Annotated in this window: 15 protein-coding genes; 13 read left to right on the top strand and 2 right to left on the bottom strand. The window is 59.3% G+C overall.

Translation table 11 applies throughout. The features are described from left to right. The first annotated feature begins 12 nt into the window (after window positions 1–12). The 12 genes from atpA to ACA079_RS32340 all read left to right on the top strand — a co-directional run bounded on the left by atpA (window position 13) and on the right by ACA079_RS32340 (window position 15931). Window positions 13–1557, top strand: a complete 1545-nt coding sequence (atpA, locus tag ACA079_RS32395; RefSeq protein WP_033059681.1) for a F0F1 ATP synthase subunit alpha — start codon at window positions 13–15, stop codon at window positions 1555–1557. A gap of 50 nt (window positions 1558–1607) precedes the next feature. Then, window positions 1608–2468, top strand: coding sequence for a F0F1 ATP synthase subunit gamma (atpG, locus tag ACA079_RS32390; RefSeq protein ID WP_033059680.1), 861 nt, complete (start codon window positions 1608–1610; stop codon window positions 2466–2468). Between the two features lie 27 nt (window positions 2469–2495). Beyond that, complete coding sequence (gene atpD, locus ACA079_RS32385) at window positions 2496–3875, top strand: F0F1 ATP synthase subunit beta (RefSeq protein WP_056738513.1); 1380 nt, start codon at window positions 2496–2498, stop codon at window positions 3873–3875. Between the two features lie 45 nt (window positions 3876–3920). Next, window positions 3921–4346: a F0F1 ATP synthase subunit epsilon gene (locus ACA079_RS32380; protein WP_008155716.1), complete on the top strand. Its 426-nt coding sequence runs from the start codon at window positions 3921–3923 to the stop codon at window positions 4344–4346. 116 nt (window positions 4347–4462) lie between these two features. After that, a complete protein-coding gene (gene glmU / locus ACA079_RS32375; RefSeq protein ID WP_497702164.1) occupies window positions 4463–5830 on the top strand; it encodes a bifunctional UDP-N-acetylglucosamine diphosphorylase/glucosamine-1-phosphate N-acetyltransferase GlmU in 1368 nt (455 codons plus the stop codon). Window positions 5831–6032: 202 nt separating this feature from the next. After that, complete coding sequence (locus ACA079_RS32370) at window positions 6033–6809, top strand: DeoR family transcriptional regulator (RefSeq protein ID WP_497702163.1); 777 nt, start codon at window positions 6033–6035, stop codon at window positions 6807–6809. A gap of 1 nt (window position 6810) precedes the next feature. Continuing rightward, complete coding sequence (gene glmS, locus ACA079_RS32365; RefSeq protein ID WP_497702162.1) at window positions 6811–8643, top strand: glutamine--fructose-6-phosphate transaminase (isomerizing); 1833 nt, start codon at window positions 6811–6813, stop codon at window positions 8641–8643. A 78-nt stretch (window positions 8644–8721) separates the two neighbouring features. Beyond that, window positions 8722–9624 carry a LysR family transcriptional regulator gene (locus ACA079_RS32360; protein WP_497702161.1) on the top strand — a complete coding sequence of 301 codons (903 nt, stop codon included), beginning with the start codon at window positions 8722–8724 and terminating at the stop codon, window positions 9622–9624. 131 nt (window positions 9625–9755) lie between these two features. Next, window positions 9756–10382, top strand: coding sequence for a glutathione S-transferase family protein (locus tag ACA079_RS32355; RefSeq protein ID WP_497702160.1), 627 nt, complete (start codon window positions 9756–9758; stop codon window positions 10380–10382). A gap of 63 nt (window positions 10383–10445) precedes the next feature. Continuing rightward, entirely contained in the window at window positions 10446–12476 is a 2031-nt protein-coding gene (locus ACA079_RS32350; protein WP_497702159.1) for a pyridoxamine 5'-phosphate oxidase family protein, read from the top strand. A gap of 160 nt (window positions 12477–12636) precedes the next feature. Then, a complete protein-coding gene (locus ACA079_RS32345; RefSeq protein ID WP_497702158.1) occupies window positions 12637–13830 on the top strand; it encodes a DUF3142 domain-containing protein in 1194 nt (397 codons plus the stop codon). Beyond that, entirely contained in the window at window positions 13817–15931 is a 2115-nt protein-coding gene (locus ACA079_RS32340; RefSeq protein WP_497702157.1) for a hypothetical protein, read from the top strand. The genes ACA079_RS32345 and ACA079_RS32340 overlap by 14 nt, the downstream gene beginning before the upstream one ends. A gap of 3 nt (window positions 15932–15934) precedes the next feature. On the opposite strand, the gene ACA079_RS32335 is transcribed toward ACA079_RS32340, so the two are convergent. Beyond that, window positions 15935–16564: a LysE family translocator gene (locus tag ACA079_RS32335; protein ID WP_497702156.1), complete on the bottom strand. Its 630-nt coding sequence runs from the start codon at window positions 16562–16564 to the stop codon at window positions 15935–15937. A 145-nt stretch (window positions 16565–16709) separates the two neighbouring features. Between ACA079_RS32335 and ACA079_RS32330 the strand changes: the two genes are divergently transcribed. Then, entirely contained in the window at window positions 16710–17183 is a 474-nt protein-coding gene (locus ACA079_RS32330; RefSeq protein ID WP_150657759.1) for an Lrp/AsnC family transcriptional regulator, read from the top strand. Window positions 17184–17306: 123 nt separating this feature from the next. On the opposite strand, the gene lpdA is transcribed toward ACA079_RS32330, so the two are convergent. Further along, window positions 17307–18707, bottom strand: coding sequence for a dihydrolipoyl dehydrogenase (gene lpdA, locus ACA079_RS32325; protein ID WP_497702155.1), 1401 nt, complete (start codon window positions 18705–18707; stop codon window positions 17307–17309). Window positions 18708–18820 lie beyond the last annotated feature (113 nt).

The raw sequence follows: 18820 nt of genomic DNA, 5'->3' as shown, positions 1-18820 counted from the left end.
GGCAGCAGAGCAATGCAGCAACTCAATCCTTCCGAAATAAGTGAAATTATCAAGGGCCGCATCGACAAGCTCGATGTGACCTCCCAAGCCCGTAACGAAGGCACTGTCGTCAGCGTATCTGACGGTATCGTGCGGATTCACGGTCTGGCCGACGTAATGTACGGCGAGATGATCGAGTTTCCGGGCGGCGTCTTCGGTATGGCTCTCAACCTGGAGCAAGACTCCGTAGGTGCCGTTGTATTGGGCTCCTACCAGTCTCTGGCTGAAGGCATGAGCGCCAAGTGCACTGGCCGCATCCTCGAAGTTCCGGTTGGTAAGGAACTGCTGGGTCGCGTAGTCGACGCACTGGGTAACCCAGTTGACGGCAAAGGTCCGCTGAACAACACCGAGACCGATGCGGTCGAGAAAGTTGCTCCAGGCGTGATCTGGCGTAAGTCGGTAGACCAGCCTGTACAGACTGGCTACAAGGCTGTCGATGCCATGATTCCTGTCGGCCGTGGCCAGCGTGAGCTGATCATCGGTGACCGTCAGATCGGTAAAACCGCTCTGGCGATCGATGCGATCATCAACCAGAAAAACAGCGGTATTTTCTGCGTCTACGTAGCGATCGGTCAGAAACAATCGACCATCGCTAACGTGGTTCGCAAGCTGGAAGAAAACGGCGCACTGGCTAACACCATCGTCGTTGCCGCGAGCGCTTCGGAATCTGCAGCACTGCAGTTCCTGGCACCGTACTCCGGTTGCACCATGGGTGAATTCTTCCGCGACCGCGGTGAAGACGCGCTGATCGTTTATGACGATCTGTCCAAGCAAGCAGTGGCTTACCGCCAGATTTCCCTGCTGCTGCGCCGTCCACCAGGCCGTGAAGCTTACCCAGGCGACGTGTTCTATCTCCACTCCCGTCTGCTGGAGCGCGCATCCCGCGTTTCGGAAGAATACGTAGAGAAGTTCACCAACGGCGCAGTGACCGGCAAAACCGGTTCCCTGACCGCACTGCCGATCATCGAAACCCAGGCTGGCGACGTTTCCGCGTTCGTTCCGACCAACGTGATTTCCATCACCGACGGTCAGATCTTCCTGGAATCGGCCATGTTCAACTCCGGGATCCGTCCTGCTGTGAACGCCGGTGTTTCGGTATCCCGTGTGGGTGGTGCCGCTCAGACCAAGATCATCAAGAAGCTCTCCGGTGGTATCCGTACCGCTCTGGCTCAGTACCGTGAACTGGCGGCATTCGCCCAGTTCGCTTCTGACCTGGACGAAGCGACCCGTAAGCAACTTGAGCATGGTCAGCGCGTTACCGAGCTGATGAAGCAGAAGCAATACGCACCAATGTCGATCGCTGACATGGCGCTGTCGCTGTATGCCGCTGAGCGTGGGTTCCTGACTGACGTTGAAATCGCCAAGATCGGCAGCTTCGAACAAGCGCTGATTGCTTTCTTCAACCGCGATCACGCCGAATTGATGGCGAAGATCAACGTGAAGGGTGACTTCAATGACGAAATCGACGCTGGCATGAAAGCCGGTATCGAGAAGTTCAAGGCCACCCAAACCTGGTAAGCCGCAGCGGGAGCCGCAAGGCTCCCGCTTGCTAACCTGATAGGTGTTACATGGCAGGCGCAAAAGAGATTCGCAGTAAGATTGCGAGCATCAAAAGCACGCAAAAGATTACCAGCGCCATGGAAAAAGTGGCGGTCAGTAAAATGCGCAAGGCACAAATGCGCATGGCTGCTAGCCGTCCTTACGCGGAGCGCATCCGCCAGGTTATTGGTCATTTGGCCAACGCCAACCCGGAATATCGCCACCCCTTCATGATCGAGCGTGAAATCAAGCGCGTCGGTTATGTCGTAGTGAGCAGTGACCGTGGTCTGTGTGGTGGCTTGAACACCAACCTGTTCAAGGCCCTGGTCAAGGACATGGCGGTAAACCGCGAAAACGGCGTCGAGATCGATCTGTGTGTTGTTGGTAGCAAGGGTGCGGCTTTCTTCCGCAACTTCGGCGGTAACGTCGTTGCAGCTATCAGCCACCTGGGTGAAGAGCCGTCGATCAATGATCTGATTGGCAGCGTCAAGGTGATGCTGGATGCCTACCTGGACGGCCGTATTGATCGCCTGTCCGTGGTGTCCAACAAGTTCATCAACACCATGACGCAACAGCCTACTGTGGAGCAGTTGATTCCACTGGAGGCAACCCCGGATCAATCGCTCAAGCACCACTGGGACTATCTCTACGAACCGGATGCCAAAGAGCTGCTTGACGGCTTGATGGTCCGTTACGTCGAGTCGCAGGTCTACCAGGCGGTGGTCGAGAACAACGCGGCTGAACAAGCTGCGCGGATGATCGCGATGAAGAACGCTACCGACAACGCCGGTGATTTGATCAGCGATTTGCAGCTGGTCTACAACAAGGCGCGTCAGGCTGCGATCACCCAAGAGATCTCGGAAATCGTCGGCGGCGCTGCCGCGGTTTAACGGTTCAAATATTCAGAGGATCCAGCTATGAGTAGCGGACGTATCGTTCAAATCATCGGCGCCGTTATCGACGTGGAATTTCCACGCGACAGCGTACCGAGCATCTACAACGCGCTGTTGGTACAAAGCGCGGCCGGGACTACTCTCGAAGTTCAGCAACAGCTGGGCGACGGCGTGGTTCGTACCATTGCGATGGGTTCCACCGAAGGCTTGAAGCGCGGTCTGGAAGTCAAGGACTCCGGCGCAGCCATCTCCGTACCGGTCGGTAAAGCGACCCTGGGCCGGATCATGGACGTACTGGGCAACCCGATCGACGAAGCTGGCCCGATTGACACCGAAGAGCGCTGGGGCATTCACCGTCCTGCGCCAACCTTCGCTGAACAAGCTGGCGGCAACGACCTGCTGGAAACCGGCATCAAGGTTATCGACCTGGTTTGCCCGTTCGCCAAGGGTGGTAAAGTCGGTCTGTTCGGTGGTGCCGGTGTAGGCAAAACCGTAAACATGATGGAACTGATCCGTAACATCGCCATCGAGCACAGCGGTTATTCCGTGTTCGCCGGTGTGGGTGAGCGTACTCGTGAGGGTAACGACTTCTACCACGAGATGAAGGATTCCAACGTTCTGGACAAAGTGGCACTGGTTTACGGTCAGATGAACGAGCCGCCGGGTAACCGTCTGCGCGTAGCACTGACCGGCCTGACCATGGCCGAGAAGTTCCGTGACGAAGGTAACGACGTTCTGCTGTTCGTCGACAACATCTATCGTTACACCCTGGCCGGTACTGAAGTATCCGCACTGCTGGGCCGTATGCCTTCCGCAGTAGGTTACCAGCCGACCCTGGCCGAAGAGATGGGTACTCTGCAAGAGCGTATCACTTCGACCAAAAACGGTTCGATCACCTCGATCCAAGCGGTATACGTACCTGCGGATGACTTGACTGACCCGTCGCCAGCGACCACTTTCGCCCACTTGGACGCCACCGTCGTTCTGTCCCGTGACATCGCTTCCCTGGGTATCTACCCAGCGGTCGATCCACTCGACTCGACTTCGCGCCAGCTGGACCCGAACGTAATCGGCCAGGACCACTACGACACCGCTCGCGGCGTACAGTATGTTCTGCAACGTTACAAAGAACTGAAGGACATCATTGCGATCCTGGGTATGGACGAGCTGTCGGAATCCGACAAGCAGTTGGTAAACCGTGCTCGTAAGATCCAGCGTTTCTTGTCGCAGCCGTTCTTCGTGGCTGAAGTCTTCACCGGTGCTTCGGGTAAATACGTTTCCCTGAAAGACACCATTGCTGGCTTCAAAGGCATCCTCAACGGTGACTACGACCACCTGCCAGAACAAGCGTTCTACATGGTCGGCGGCATCGAAGAAGCGATCGAGAAAGCCAAGAAACTGTAATCCCGGCGCCCGGCAACGGGCGCTAATTTAGGTTGAGGCAATCAGATGGCTATGACAGTCCATTGCGATATCGTCAGCGCGGAAGGGGAAATCTTCTCCGGCCTGGTCGAGATGGTGGTTGCGCACGGTGCACTGGGTGATCTTGGTATCGCCCTGGGTCACGCGCCGCTGATCACTAATCTCAAGCCGGGCCCGATCCGCCTGATCAAGCAGGGCGGGGAAGAGGAGGTGTATTACATCTCTGGCGGTTTCCTCGAGGTTCAGCCGAACATGGTCAAGGTACTTGCCGACACTGTGCAACGTGCTGCCGACCTGGACGAAGCCTCCGCTCAGGAAGCCGTTAAGGCTGCCGAGAAGGCCTTGCATGACCGTGGTGCAGAATTCGATTACGGTTCTGCTGCCGCACGTCTGGCCGAGGCTGCAGCTCAGCTGCGCACCGTCCAGCAGATCCGCAAGAAGTTCGGCCACTAATAGGCCACTGCTTGTTGTGCGATTGATTAAAAAGGGTAGCCTCGGCTACCCTTTTTTCTTTTTAGATATTCATAACCTGGTCGCAGCCGCTGACCATCCAGGATTGGTAGCCAGTCATGTCTTTAGAAATCGTTATCCTCGCTGCTGGTCAGGGCACTCGCATGCGTTCGGCACTGCCGAAAGTTCTGCATCCGATTGCCGGCAACTCGATGCTCGGCCATGTTATCCACAGCGCCCGGCAACTTGATCCACAGCGCATCCACGTAGTGATCGGCCATGGCGCCGATGCAGTGCGCGAGCGTCTGGCGGCTGATGATCTGAATTTCGTCCTGCAGGACAAACAGCTTGGGACTGGCCATGCCGTTGCTCAAGCGGTGCCTTTCATTGAGTCCGACACTGTCCTGATTCTTTATGGTGACGTGCCATTGATCGAAGTCGAGACCCTGCAGCGTTTGCTCAAGCAAGTAGCGCCGCAACAACTGGGTTTGTTGACAGTAGAACTGGACGACCCGACCGGCTATGGCCGCATCGTCCGCAACGCTGACGGCAAAGTGACAGCCATCGTTGAGCAGAAAGACGCCAACGAAGCCGAACGAGCGATTACTGAAGGCAACACGGGCATTCTGGCGCTGCCGTTCGCGCAATTGGCTGGCTGGATGAGCCGCCTATCGAACAACAACGCCCAGGGCGAGTACTACCTGACCGACGTGATCGCCATGGCAGTCAGCGACGGCCTGGTGGTGGCCACCGAGCAACCGCATGACGCCATGGAAGTGCAGGGCGCTAACGACCGCAAGCAGCTTTCCGAGCTTGAGCGTCACTATCAGCTGCGCGCCGGTCGTCGTTTGATGGCTCAAGGCGTGACACTGCGTGACCCGGCTCGTTTTGATGTGCGCGGTGAAATCACCGTCGGCCGCGACGTGCTGATCGACATCAACGTGATCCTCGAAGGCAAGGTCGTGATCGAGGACGACGTGGTGATCGGCCCGAACTGCGTGATCAAGGACAGCACCCTGCGCAAAGGTGTGGTGATCAAGGCCAACAGCCACATCGAAGGCGCGATTCTCGGCGAAGGCAGCGATGCCGGCCCGTTCGCTCGTTTGCGTCCAGGTACTGTGCTGGAAGCACGAGCACATGTGGGTAACTTTGTTGAGTTGAAAAACGCTCATCTCGGCGAGGGCGCCAAGGCCGGTCATCTGACCTATCTGGGTGATGCCGAGGTCGGCGCGCGTACCAACATCGGCGCGGGCACCATTACCTGCAACTACGATGGCGTCAATAAGTGGAAAACCGTGCTGGGCGAAGATGTGTTCATCGGTTCCAACAACTCGTTGGTTGCGCCTGTGGATATCTCTTCAGGTGCGACGACTGCTGCTGGTTCGACCATTACGCAGAATGTGGATAACGCGCAGTTGGCCGTGGGCCGTGCGAGGCAGAAGAATATCGATGGCTGGAAGCGGCCTGAGAAAATCAAGAAGAGCTAAGTTATCCACAGGTCTTGAAGAGCAAAAGATCGCAGCCTTCGGCGGCTCCTACAGGGAGTTCGTGTTCACTCTGTAGGAGCTGCCGCAGGCTGCGATCTTTTTTGGGTTATCCACAGGTCTTTTTATCGCCCCACGCTTGACGAAGTTTCGACAATAGGTTTTTATTGCTTCCGTTATCTTTCGAATCGAAACTTACCAAGTCATGTCGAAACGCAATACACCTCAGCGCCGTCACAACATCCTCGCCTTGCTCAATGAGCAGGGCGAAGTCAGTGTGGATGAGCTGGCCAAGCGCTTCGAAACGTCGGAAGTTACGATCCGCAAAGATCTCGCGGCGCTTGAGAGCAACGGTTTGCTGCTGCGCCGTTATGGCGGAGCGATCACCCTGCCTCAAGAGCTGGTGGCCGACCTTGGTCAGCCGGTGTCCAAATACAAACAGGCTATCGCGCGCGCCGCCGTTGCGCGGATTCGTGAGCATGCGCGGATCATCATCGACAGCGGCAGCACCACGGCGGCGATGATTCCGGAACTCGGGCAGCAGCCGGGCCTGGTCGTGATGACCAACTCCCTGCATGTCGCCAATGCCTTGAGCGAACTTGAGCATGAGCCGGTACTGTTGATGACCGGCGGCACCTGGGACCCGCATTCCGAGTCCTTTCAGGGGCAGGTGGCCGAGCAGGTCCTACGCTCTTACGATTTCGACCAGTTGTTCATCGGTGCCGATGGCATCGACCTGGTTCGCGGTACCACCACCTTCAACGAACTGCTGGGACTGAGCCGGGTCATGGCTGAAGTCGCCCGGGAAGTGGTTGTCATGGTGGAGGCCGACAAGATCGGCCGCAAGATTCCCAACCTGGAGCTGCCCTGGAGCAGCGTCCATACCCTTATTACCGATGATCGCCTGCCGCTAGAGGCACGGGATCAGATTCAGGCCCGCGGAATCAACTTGATCCTCGCGGCTGTCAGTCAGGAGAAATAGCATGTGTGGAATTGTCGGCGCAGTCGCAGAACGTAACATCACCGCCATCCTGCTCGAAGGCCTGAAACGCCTCGAATACCGTGGCTATGACAGTGCCGGTGTAGCGGTCTACACCAATGACCAAAAGCTTGAGCGCCTGCGTCGCCCGGGCAAGGTCAGTGAATTGGAACTGGCGCTGGCCGAAGAACCGCTGGTCGGCCGCCTGGGTATCGCCCACACCCGCTGGGCCACACACGGTGCGCCGTGCGAGCGCAACGCTCACCCGCATTTCTCCGGTGATCTGGCGGTGGTGCACAACGGCATCATCGAGAACCACGAAGCCCTGCGCGAGCAACTGAAAGCCTTGGGTTACGTGTTCACCTCCGACACCGACACCGAAGTCATTGCTCACCTGTTGAACCACAAACTCAAGGATCTGCCTGATCTGACCGTGGCCCTGAAGGCTACTGTCAAAGAGCTGCACGGTGCTTACGGTCTGGCGGTCATCAGCGCTCAGCAACCGGATCGTCTGGTCGCCGCCCGCAGTGGCAGCCCGCTGGTCATCGGTCTGGGCATGGGTGAAAACTTCCTGGCTTCCGATCAGTTGGCCCTGCGCCAGGTCACTGATCGCTTCATGTACCTGGAAGAAGGCGATATCGCCGAAATTCGCCGCGACAGCGTGCAGATCTGGGACGTTAGCGGCCAAGTCGTCGAACGTGAGTCGGTGCAGTACCGCGATGGTGCCGAAGCCGCCGACAAGGGTGAATTCCGCCACTTCATGCTCAAGGAAATTCACGAGCAACCGGCCGTGGTGCAGCGCACGCTGGAAGGTCGCCTGAGTCCGAACGGCGTGCTGGTACAAGCGTTCGGTCCACAGGCAGCCGAGCTGTTCGCCAAAGTGCGTAACGTACAGATCGTCGCGTGCGGCACCAGCTACCACGCCGGTATGGTTGCCCGTTACTGGCTCGAAGAACTGGCCGGCATCCCGTGCCAGGTCGAAGTCGCCAGCGAATTCCGCTACCGCAAGGTGGTGGTGCAGGCCGACACGCTATTCGTGACCATCTCCCAGTCCGGTGAAACCGCCGACACCCTGGCCGCTCTGCGTAACGCCAAAGAGTTGGGTTACCTCGCGAGCCTGGCGATTTGCAACGTCGGCATCAGCTCATTGGTGCGTGAATCCGATCTGACTCTGCTGACCCAGGCCGGTCGCGAAATCGGCGTGGCCTCGACCAAAGCCTTTACCACTCAGTTGGTCGGTCTGCTGTTGCTGACCCTGTCCTTGGGCCAGGTTCACGGCACGTTGGCCAAAGGCGTCGAAGCCACATTGGTTGAAGAGCTGCGTCGCCTGCCAACCCGCCTCGGCGAAGCCCTGGCCATGGACGGTACCGTCGAAAAAATCGCCGAGCTGTTCGCCGAGAAAAACCACACCCTGTTCCTCGGTCGTGGCGCGCAATTCCCGGTGGCGATGGAAGGGGCGCTCAAGCTCAAGGAAATCTCCTACATCCACGCCGAAGCCTATCCGGCCGGCGAGCTGAAACACGGCCCGTTGGCGCTTGTGGATAACGATATGCCAGTGGTCACCGTGGCACCGAACAACGAACTGCTGGAGAAGTTGAAATCCAACCTCCAGGAAGTCCGCGCCCGTGGCGGCGAGCTGATCGTCTTCGCAGACGAACAAGCTGGCATGACCAATGGCGAAGGCACTCATGTTGTGCAAATGCCGCACATCCACGACATCCTGTCGCCGATCCTCTACACCATTCCGCTGCAGTTGCTCTCGTATTACGTTGCCGTATTGAAAGGCACCGACGTTGACCAACCGCGAAATCTGGCGAAGTCGGTGACGGTGGAATAAGTTATCCACAGGTGATGGAAGCATTAAAAATCGCAGCCTACGGTTGCGATTTTTTTTATCTGAATTGAGGACACGCCCATGGACCGATTCCAGGAAATGCAGGTCTTCGCTGCCGTCGCCCAAGATCAAGGCTTCTCGGCGGCGGCGCGGCGTTTGGGCCTGTCGGCAGCCAGTGTGACTCGCGCCGTGGCGGCGTTGGAGAAACGCATCGGCACGTTGCTGCTGACGCGCACCACCCGCAGTGTGCATTTGAGCGAGGCGGGTCAGCGTTACCTGGAAGACTGTCGGAGGATTCTCGCCGAGGTGCAGGAAGCCGAGGATTCGGCGGCGGGCAGTCATGCTCAACCGCGTGGGCAACTGACAATTACCGCGCCGGTGTTGTTCGGAGAGCTGTTTGTCACGCCCGTGATGGTGAATTATCTGACGCAATTTCCAGAAGTCAGCATCAATGGGTTGCTGGTCGATCGAGTGGTCAGCATGGTCGAGGAGGGTATCGACGTCGCCGTGCGCATCGGTGAGTTGCCCGACAGTAATCAGCACGCGATTCGCGTGGGTGAGGTTCGGCGGGTGATATGTGGCTCCCCGGACTTCCTGACGGCCCACGGTCGACCTCGCCATCCTCAGGATCTGGCTCAGGCGCCGGTTATTGCAACGTCCTCTATCGGTCAGGCGAGAACCTGGCCGTTCCTCGAAGGGGGAGAGCCGCTGAGTGTTCGACCAGCGCCGCGCCTGGTGGTGACGGCCAATCAGGCGGCCATTACGGCGGCATGCCTGGGTTTGGGGTTGACCCGGGTTCTGTCTTATCAGGTCGCGAGCAAAGTCGCCTCCGGTGAGTTGGAAATCGTTCTGGCGGACTTCGAACTGCCGCCATTGCCTATCCATGTGGTCTATCAGGGCGGGCGCAAGGCCCCAGCGCGGATTCGCAGCTTTGTGGATTTTGCGGTGAGCGCGCTGCGTGAGCATCCGTCCTTGCAGGCGTGATTGTTTATTTCACCTAGTGAAATAATGGATTGCGTTAGCTGGTTATTCTGTTGTTTTGGTTGCGGGTGGAAGATAGCGCCCCATCGGTGCTGAACACTGTTCAACAGCGCCACCATCCAGCGGAGTCGACCATGCAAGCGATCAAACTCTACAACTTCCCTCGTTCCGGCCACGCTCACCGTGTGGAGCTGATGCTGTCCCTGCTGCAGCTACCGACCGAGCTGATCTTTGTCGACTTGCCGAAGGGCGCGCACAAACAGCCGGATTTCCTCGCGCTCAACGCTTTTGGTCAAATTCCGGTCATCGATGATCAAGGCGTGGTGCTGGCCGACTCCAACGCGATTCTGGTTTATCTGGCGCAAAAATATGGCAACGGCCGTTGGCTGCCAGCCGATCCGGTCGGGGCGGCCAAGGTTCAGCGCTGGTTGTCGATTGCCGCTGGGCCGATTGCCTTTGGCCCCGCCAGAGCGAGGCTGATCACGGTGTTTGGTGCGGCTTACAACGCTGAAGAGGTGATCGCTTATTCCCACACCGTGCTCAAAGTGATCGATCAGGAACTGGCAGCAACGCCATATCTGGCTGGCGCCGAGCCAACCATTGCCGACGTTTCGGCCTACAGCTACATCGCCCATGCGCCAGAAGGCAACGTGTCCCTGGAGGACTACGCCAACATCCGCGCCTGGCTGGCGCGGATCGAAGCCTTACCAGGGTTTGTCGGCATGCCGCGCACCGTTGCCGGTCTGCAAAAAACTGCCTGATGCTTACAGCCCGACACTGTCGGGTCATTCACACTGCGCCGATGGCGCAGGGGAGAAGTCGTTGTGGACCGTTCACCCTGGCACGCCGGCGAGAAACAGTTGCAGGCTCATGTGGGCATTGCCGAACGAATGGAGGTGCTCGGTCGTAAGGTGATTCGCAGCGAGATGCCGGATCAGCACCGTACGTTCTATGAGCAACTGCCGTTCATGCTGTACGGCGCGGTGGATGCCGACGGTAATCCCTGGGCCAGTATTCTTGAAGGGCCACCGGGTTTCGCTCACTCGCCCACGCCGGGTGCGCTGCAATTCAGCAGCCTTCCGGGCGCGGATGATCCGGCGCAATTGACGGAGGGCGCGGCGATCGGCCTGCTGGGGATCGAACTGCACACCCGTCGCCGCAATCGTCTCAACGGCCGAGTCGGCGCGATGACGGCGAGCGGCTTCGATGTGGCAGTTGAGCAGTCCTATGGCAATTGCCCGCAATACATTCAATTGCGGCAGTTTCGCTCGGTGCCACTGGCCGATCCGTCGACTCGCATCGCGCAACACCTCAACGGGCTGGATGATGCGGCGAAAGCTCTGATCGCGGGAGCCGATACGTTCTTTGTCGCCAGTTACGTGGACGTCGATGGCCAACGCTCGGTAGATGTTTCTCACCGCGGCGGCCAGGCCGGTTTCGTACAGGTAGAAGGCAATCGCCTGACCATTCCCGATTTTGCCGGCAACCTGTTTTTCAACACCTTGGGCAACCTGCTGCTCAATCCCCGGGCCGGTTTGCTGTTTATCGATTTCAATTCGGGAGACCTGCTGCACCTCAGCGGTCGCACCGAAGTCATTCTTGAAGGCCCACAGGTCGAGGCGTTTCAAGGGGCCGAGCGCTTGTGGACATTCGAGGTGGAAAGCGTGGTGCGTCGGCCCGCGGCGCTTGCTCTGCGGTGGCGCTTCGATGGCGTGTCGCCCACCAGTTTGCTGACCGGTACCTGGGCGCAGGCCAACGCCCGTCTGCAAGCCCAAGCCATGGGCGATCGTTGGCGGCCGCTGCGGGTGGCGCGCATCAAAGAGGAAAGCCACAACATCCGCTCGATCTATCTGGAGCCTGCCGATGGCGCGGGGTTGCCAGTGTTTCAGGCCGGACAGCATCTGCCGCTGCGCTTCAACATTGCCGGCGAGGTGCATATCCGCACGTATAGCCTGTCGAGCGCGCCGTCCGATGATTTTTTCCGCATCAGTGTGAAGCGTGAAGGCGTGGTGTCTTCGCATCTGCATGAACAGGTGCGTGTCGGTGATCTGTTGGAGGCTCGTGCGCCTCAGGGGCATTTCACCGTGGTACCTAATGAACGTCGGCCGCTGGTGCTTCTGGCTGCCGGCGTCGGCATCACGCCGCTGCTGTCGATGCTGCGCGAAGTGGTTTACCAAGGCCTGCGCACCCGCCGCATTCGGCCGACCTGGTTTTTCCAGAGTTCGCGCACGTTGGCCGATCAAGCGTTTCGTCCGGAGCTGGATCGCTTGCTCGAAGACGCCGGTGATGCGGTCAGGGTGTTGCGTCTGGTGAGTCAGCCCGAAGCAGGGGCCTTGGAGGGTGAGGATTTCGACCTGACGGGGCGGATCGACACCGCGCTACTCAAGACCCTCCTTGAAGTGGAGGACTACGATCAGCTGGATTTTGTCCTCTGTGGTCCGAGCAGTTTTACCCAAGGGCTGTACGACGGCCTGCGGGAACTGGACATCCGTGATGCAAGGATTCACGCCGAAACCTTCGGCCCCTCGACCTTGCGCCGGGTGCCGGACCCCGATGCGGTGGTCATCGAGCAACCGCCCGCTGCTACGACCTCGGTGCCGGTGGTGTTTCAGCGCTCGGCTAAAGAGGCTCGCTGGCAACCTGACGGTGGCAGTTTGCTGGAGTTGGCGGAAAGCCGTGGATTGCGCCCGGAATTCAGCTGCCGCGGCGGTTCCTGCGGGACCTGCAAGACTCGCCTGATCAGCGGCCAGGTGAATTATCCACAGCCGCCGGCCGAAGTGCCGGATGACGGACAAGTGCTGATTTGTTGTGCGATTCCGGCGCAGGGGTCGCAGCCGTTGGTCCTCGACTTGTAGCAGCTGCCGAGCCTGCGAGGCTGCGTTCGGCTGCGAAGCAGTCGTAAAATCAGACACAGCGGTTCTTCAGATACACCGTGCGCGTAGTATTGGCGACTGCTACGCAGCCTCGCAGGCTCGGCAGCTGCTACAAAGGATCTGATCCGGCTCAAGGGGCTTTATGTATTTTTTCGTTCGTCTGTCGGCGTTGCTTGCCGCGGTAGTGCTGCTCAACGGTTGCGAACAACAGGACGCGCCACCGCTCGATCAGCAACTCTACGTCTGGCAACGGCAATGGACACCGGCCCACGAAGCGGCGCTGAGGGACAGCCGCGCTGACTTTTCCACCCTGCGGGTGCTGGCCTTGCAGGCATTCCCCGAGGCGGGTTGGAGCCGGGCGCGGATTGATCCGGCGCTGCTCAAACGTGATGGTCGGCCGCTGATCGCGGTGATTCGGCTCGATGGCCAACTCAAGTCGCTGGATCGCGACGAAGTCACCGCGCAGATCCAGCAGCTGCTCGGCGATTGGCAAGGGCAGGGGCTGAATCTCTCCGGCGTGGAAATTGACCACGATGCCGGTAATGCTCGGCTACCGGCCTACCGCGAATTTCTTACGCACTTGCGCTCAGTTTTGCCGCCCTCAATTCCGCTGAGCATCACCGCATTGCCGGCCTGGCTCGACAGTCCCGAATTGCCGGCATTGTTATCCACAGTCGACAGCAGCGTGTTGCAGGTGCATGCGGTGAGCGATCCGCGTCTTGGCTTGTTCGACCCGGATCAGGCCAGCAAATGGGCCAAGGCCTGGAGCCGCATCACTTCCAAACCTTTCTATCTGGCGCTGCCGGCCTATGGTGTGGCGTTGTTGCCGGGCCGTGGTGCGCCGGTAGTGGAAAGCGAAGTGCCGATCGAACAGGGCGGAAAACGCCGGGAATTGCTCGCCGATCCGCAGCAACTGAGCCGGCTCGGCACCGAGTTGCGCAACGATCCGCCCGCTCATCTTGCGGGCCTGATCTGGTTTCGTTTGCCGCTGGCCAGCGACCGCCGGGCCTGGAGCCTGACGACCTTGGTCGCCGTGGCGCGTGGTGATGCCCTCGATAGTCGACTGGCGCTGAAACTCTCGGTGCAGAACGGCCTCTATGACATCAGCCTCAGCAATCAGGGCAACCTCGACAGTGCCTGGCCCGAACGCCTGACACTCGCGGTGCAGGGCTGTGACGGCGCCGATGCGCTGGCCGGTTATGCGTTGCAACAGCGCCCGGATCTGCTTACCTTCACCCGCCTGCGCGACGGTCGAATACCGGCCGGCGGGCAGCGCGCCGTGGGTTGGGCTCGTTGCGCACATATTGATCAAGGAGGTTCGAATGTTTACCCGTAACTGGCCCCGCCATCTGCTTTGCCTGAGCCTCAGCCTGCCGCTGGGTTCGGCGCTGGCCTGCGGGCCAGACTTCCCGATGCGTCTGCTGGACAACCGTGGCCAGTCGCTGGCGGAACTGCCGGAAGGTAACTTCAGATTTGAAATCAGTCGCCTCGGGCATGCGGTCGCCGGGCTGAAGAACGTCACCGAAACCGCCTATAACATGGACGCGCCCGACTACGCAGAACAGCGGGATAAGGCTGAACAATCCGGTTTGACGGCTGAGCAGCAGATGGTGGTGAAACAGTTACGCAGCCTGACTGATGCGCACGAAGTCGAGATTCAGGGCGCGAGCCTTCCGGCTGAGCTCAAGCTCTATCTGGCTGGTGCTGTGGCATTCAATGCCGGTGATCATGGACTGGCAGCTGAGTACTTCCAAAAGGTGCTGGCATTGCCAGCGGATCAACGGGCGTTGCGCAGCACTTGGGCGGCTTACTCGTTAGGTCGGGCGCTGTTTGCCATGAGCTCTGAAGCGGACGCTGGCCCTGATCTTTTGGCTCAGTCTCGAAAGGCCTTCGAGCAGACCCGACAGCTAAGCATTGACGGCTTCAGTGATCCACTGGAACTGGGTATCGCCAGCCTCGGTGAAGAGGCCCGCGTGGCCCGCACCGCCGGCGACTGGAACAGCGCCATCGAACTCTACGCCACGCAAAATCTTCAGGGTTCGGCGGTGGGTTACACCTCGCTGAAACTGTTGGTGGCGGATCTGGCGGCGCTGCCGGAGGATCAACTGGCGGCGTTGCTCAAGGGCAAACCGGTGCAGCAACTGGTGACGGCCTCGTTAATCAGCCGACTGGGCTGGTCATTCGGTGATCAACCACCGAACGAATTGAAACTGATCAAACTGCTGCAAAACAGCACCCGCGGTAGCCTCGACAATGCTGATCGCTTGGCAGCGGTGAATTATCAACAGGGTGATTACGCCAGCGCCAAGGCGTTCCTCGAACACGCCGGTGATGGCGGACTGGCGTGGTGGTTGCGGGCCAAACTGGCCATGCGCGATGGTGATAAAAACGCGGCTGCCGCGGCGTACGCCAAGGCTGCCCAGGCCTTCCCGCAAAGTGAGTCGTGGGGTGAGCGGCGCACGCCAGACTGGGACTTCGAAACGCTTCAGCCCAAGTGCAGGGTTGAGGGTGAAAGCGCGATCCTGGCGTTGCAACGCGGAGATTACCTGCAAGCGTTCGATCAGCTTTATCGCAGTCAAGATATCTACTGGTTCGACGCTGCCACGGTCGCCGAGCGCGTGTTGACCGTCGATGAGCTCAAGCAATACGTCGACACTCAAGTGCCGGCACCAGCGCCGCTTAGCCAACAGGATCGCGATAACTACGTGCCGTTGCCGGTGGCGGCGAAACTGCGAAATTTGCTCGGGCGGCGCTTACTGCGCGAAGAGCGGTATGACGAAGCGTCAGCCTATTTCGATAATGCCGACTTGCAACATAAGGCCACGTGGTACGGGCAGTTGCGCCACGATGCAGAATCAAAATGGTGGCCGACCAAACGGGCATTCGCTTACTACCATGCCGCGACACTGGCTCGTTTCGGCGGAATGGAGTTGTTGGGCTACGAGTTGTCCCCGGATTACGCCACCTTCGGCGGCAATTACAGTCTTGAAGCGCCCGAACTCAAGGTCGGGTCGCTGATGGCCGAGGGTGAAGTGCAGCGCCAGCAAGCCACGGTGGCGAAGCCTGATGAGCGTTTCCACTACCGGTTTGTCGCCACGGCTTTGGCAAGCAAGGCCGCTGATCATCTGCCCCAGAGCAGTCAGGCGTTTGCTTCGGTGCTGTGCAAGGCGTCGTCGTGGGGCACCAGCCTGCAAGAGCAAAGCGCGTTCTACCGTCGGTATGTCGAGGAAGGCCCGTATGTGGTCTGGGCTGGCGATTTTGGTCATCAATGCCAGGATCCGGACTTTCAGAACGTCGACAAGCGCTATGTGACCCAGGTTACCGACGCCGCGCGTACGCAGCTGCGGCCCTACAAAACTCCGTTGCAGATTGGCGGTGTGATAGCGGTCATCGCAGCGGCGTTGTTGTTTATCAACCGCCGCCGCAAGACGCGGTAAGGCTCAAGCCTGTTGCACAAAGGTCAGCCGCACGGCGAAGCCGATCAACAGGCTGCCAAACAGCCACTGCTGCAGGCGCTGGGCCGAAGGACTGCGTTGCAGCCAACGGCCAAGCGCTGCGCCGGTCAGGGCGTAAGCGCTGTCGAATAACAACCCAACGCCAACCAACACCACGCCCAGGGTCGCAAATTGCGCGAGCACTGGCCCGGCGTGTGGATCGATGAATTGCGGCAGCAGCACCGAGCAGAACAACAATGCTTTGGGGTTGAGCAGGTTGGTCAGCAAACCGCGCTGGATCGCTGTGCGCCAGCGAGGTTTCTCGGTGGTGGCGTCTGCTCCGTTCAAGTTCGGCAGCATGGTGGTTCGCAGGCATTGAATGCCGATCCACAGTAGATACGCGGCCCCGGCCAGCCGTACCACGTCGAACGTCCAGGGTGCAGCCTTGAACAATGCCGCCAACCCCAACGCTGCCAACGCCACATGGCATCCCCGGGCCACACCCAAACCCACCGCAGTCGCCAGCGCCGCGCCTTTGCCCTGGCGGGCACCGGTTTGCAACAACAGGATCATGTCCGGGCCCGGCAACAGATAGACCACCGCCAGCGCCATGAAAAACACCCAGAGTCCCGCCACGTTGCACCCCATTCGTTGTCGATTCGGTACGGCCAGTCTAGGGCTGGAGGGCAGGGCAGGTGGTTGCGTAGTTCGCTTCTAAAATGCTTCTTGTTGGCATAACCTGCTACTCAGTTGCGGGTAAACCATCAGGATCTGCCAAACCATGAAACTCGACGCCTACGACCGCAAGATTCTCGCTGCGCTGCAACGGGACGGTCGCCTGAGCAATGTGCAACTGGCTGACGAGATCGGTCTGTCCGCCTCGCCTTGTTTGCGCCGGGTACGGATGCTCGAAGAAGCCGGGGTCATACGCGGTTATCAGGCCAATCTGGATCGCGACGAAGTAGGGCTTGGGCTGACGGTGTTTGTTGGGGTCAAGGTCGAACGGCACAACGATGAGCAGGCCGAATCCTTTCGCCTGGCCGTGACGGCGTTACCCGAAGTGATTTCGGCGTTTCTGGTGTCAGGGGAATCGGATTTTCTGCTGCAAGTGGTGGTGCCGGATTTGCGCGCCTATGACCGTTTTCTTACGGGGCGTTTACTGAAATTGCCGGGTGTAAGTGACATCCGTAGCAACTTTGCGATTCATACGGTGAAGACGCCGGGGGCGTTGCCGTTGGAGCATTTACCGGCCTGAGACCGAGTTGACCCAATCGCGAGCAAGCTCGCTCCCACATTTGATCTGTGGCGTTCACAAAACCTAATGTGGGAGCGAGCTTGCTCGCGATAGCGGTAGACCCGCCACCGCCAATCTCCAGGCTTACATCTGCGTCGCCATCCCCTCCACATTCATCGCCGCCTGGCGCAAGGCCTCGGAGCGGGTCGGGTGTGGATGACAGGTCAGGGCAATGTCTTCGGCGGAAGCGCTGAACTCCATGGCCACGCAATATTCGCCAATCATTTCGCTGACGCTTGGACCCACAAGGTGCACGCCGAGAATCTCGTCGGTGCGCTCATCGGCCAGCACTTTGGCGAAGCCTTCGGTCTCGTGATTGATCTTTGCCCGGCTGTTGGCGGTGAAGGGAAACTTGCCGACTTTATAGGCGCGACCTTCTGCCTTCAGTTGTTCTTCGGTCTTGCCGACGCTGGCCAGTTCGGGCTTGGTGTAGATCACGTTGGGGATCAGGTCGTAGTTGACCTCGGCAGCCTTGCCGACAATCTGCTCGATGCAGACCATGGCCTCATCTTCCGCCTTGTGGGCGAGCATCGGCCCGGACGTGACGTCGCCGATCACCCAAATGCCAGCGGCTTCGGTGCGATGGCCCTTGTTGGCGAGCATGCCGCGCTTGTCCGTGGCGAGGCCGACGTTTTCCAGCCCCAGGCCTTGGGTGTAGGGCCGGCGTCCGATGGATACCAGCACGTAATCCGCTTCAAGCAATTCGGCGGTGCCGCCAGCCGTAGGCTCGACGCTGAGCTGAACGCCGGTCGCCGAGGTTGTGGCGCTGGTGACTTTGGAACTCAATTTGAAGTTGATGCCCTGTTTACTCAGCGAGCGTTGCAGGGTTTTGCCCGCCTCATCATCTACACCAGGGCAGATCCGGTCGAGAAACTCGACCACGGTCACCTGAGCGCCCAAACGCCGCCACACCGAACCCAGCTCCAGGCCGATCACCCCGGCGCCGATCACCACTAGATGTTTCGGCACTTCAGTCAGTGACAGCGCGCCCGTCGAATCGAGGATGCGTTTGTTGTCGATGTCCACACCGGGCAGGGGAGTGGGCTCAGAGCCGGTGGCGATGATGATGTCCTTGGCGTTCAGTTCGGTCTTGCCGCCCTGGCTGTCGGTCACCGTCACTTTGCCGGGCCCGTCGATGTGGCCCCAGCCCCTGAGCCAATGGACTTTGTTTTTGCGAAACAGAAACTCGATGCCCTTGGTCAATCCCGCAACGCTTTCATCCTTTTGTTTCATCATCTGCGCGAGATTGAGTGTGGGTTTGACTTCAATCCCCAGGTTGGCGAATTCCGTGCCCATGGCGGCGTCGTAGAGTTCGGAGGCGTGCAGCAACGCTTTTGACGGCATGCAACCGACGTTCAGGCAGGTGCCGCCGAGGGTGGCGCGTCCTTCTATGCAAGCCGCTCTGAGGCCCAACTGCCCGGCGCGGATCGCCGCGTTATAACCACCGGGGCCTCCGCCCAGAATCACGACGTCATAGGTGCTCATGGTGTACTCCTGGAGTGAATGGGATCGGAATGGGTAAACGTAGTTCCTGGATAAAATTACGAACGTAATATGTGCGTTCTGCAGCATTTCGGTCAAGGCTTCAGCCAAGCGAC

The sequence above is a fragment of the Pseudomonas sp. LBUM1645 genome (genome assembly GCF_059716185.1).
This window is presented reverse-complemented; position numbering and strand designations above follow the sequence as displayed.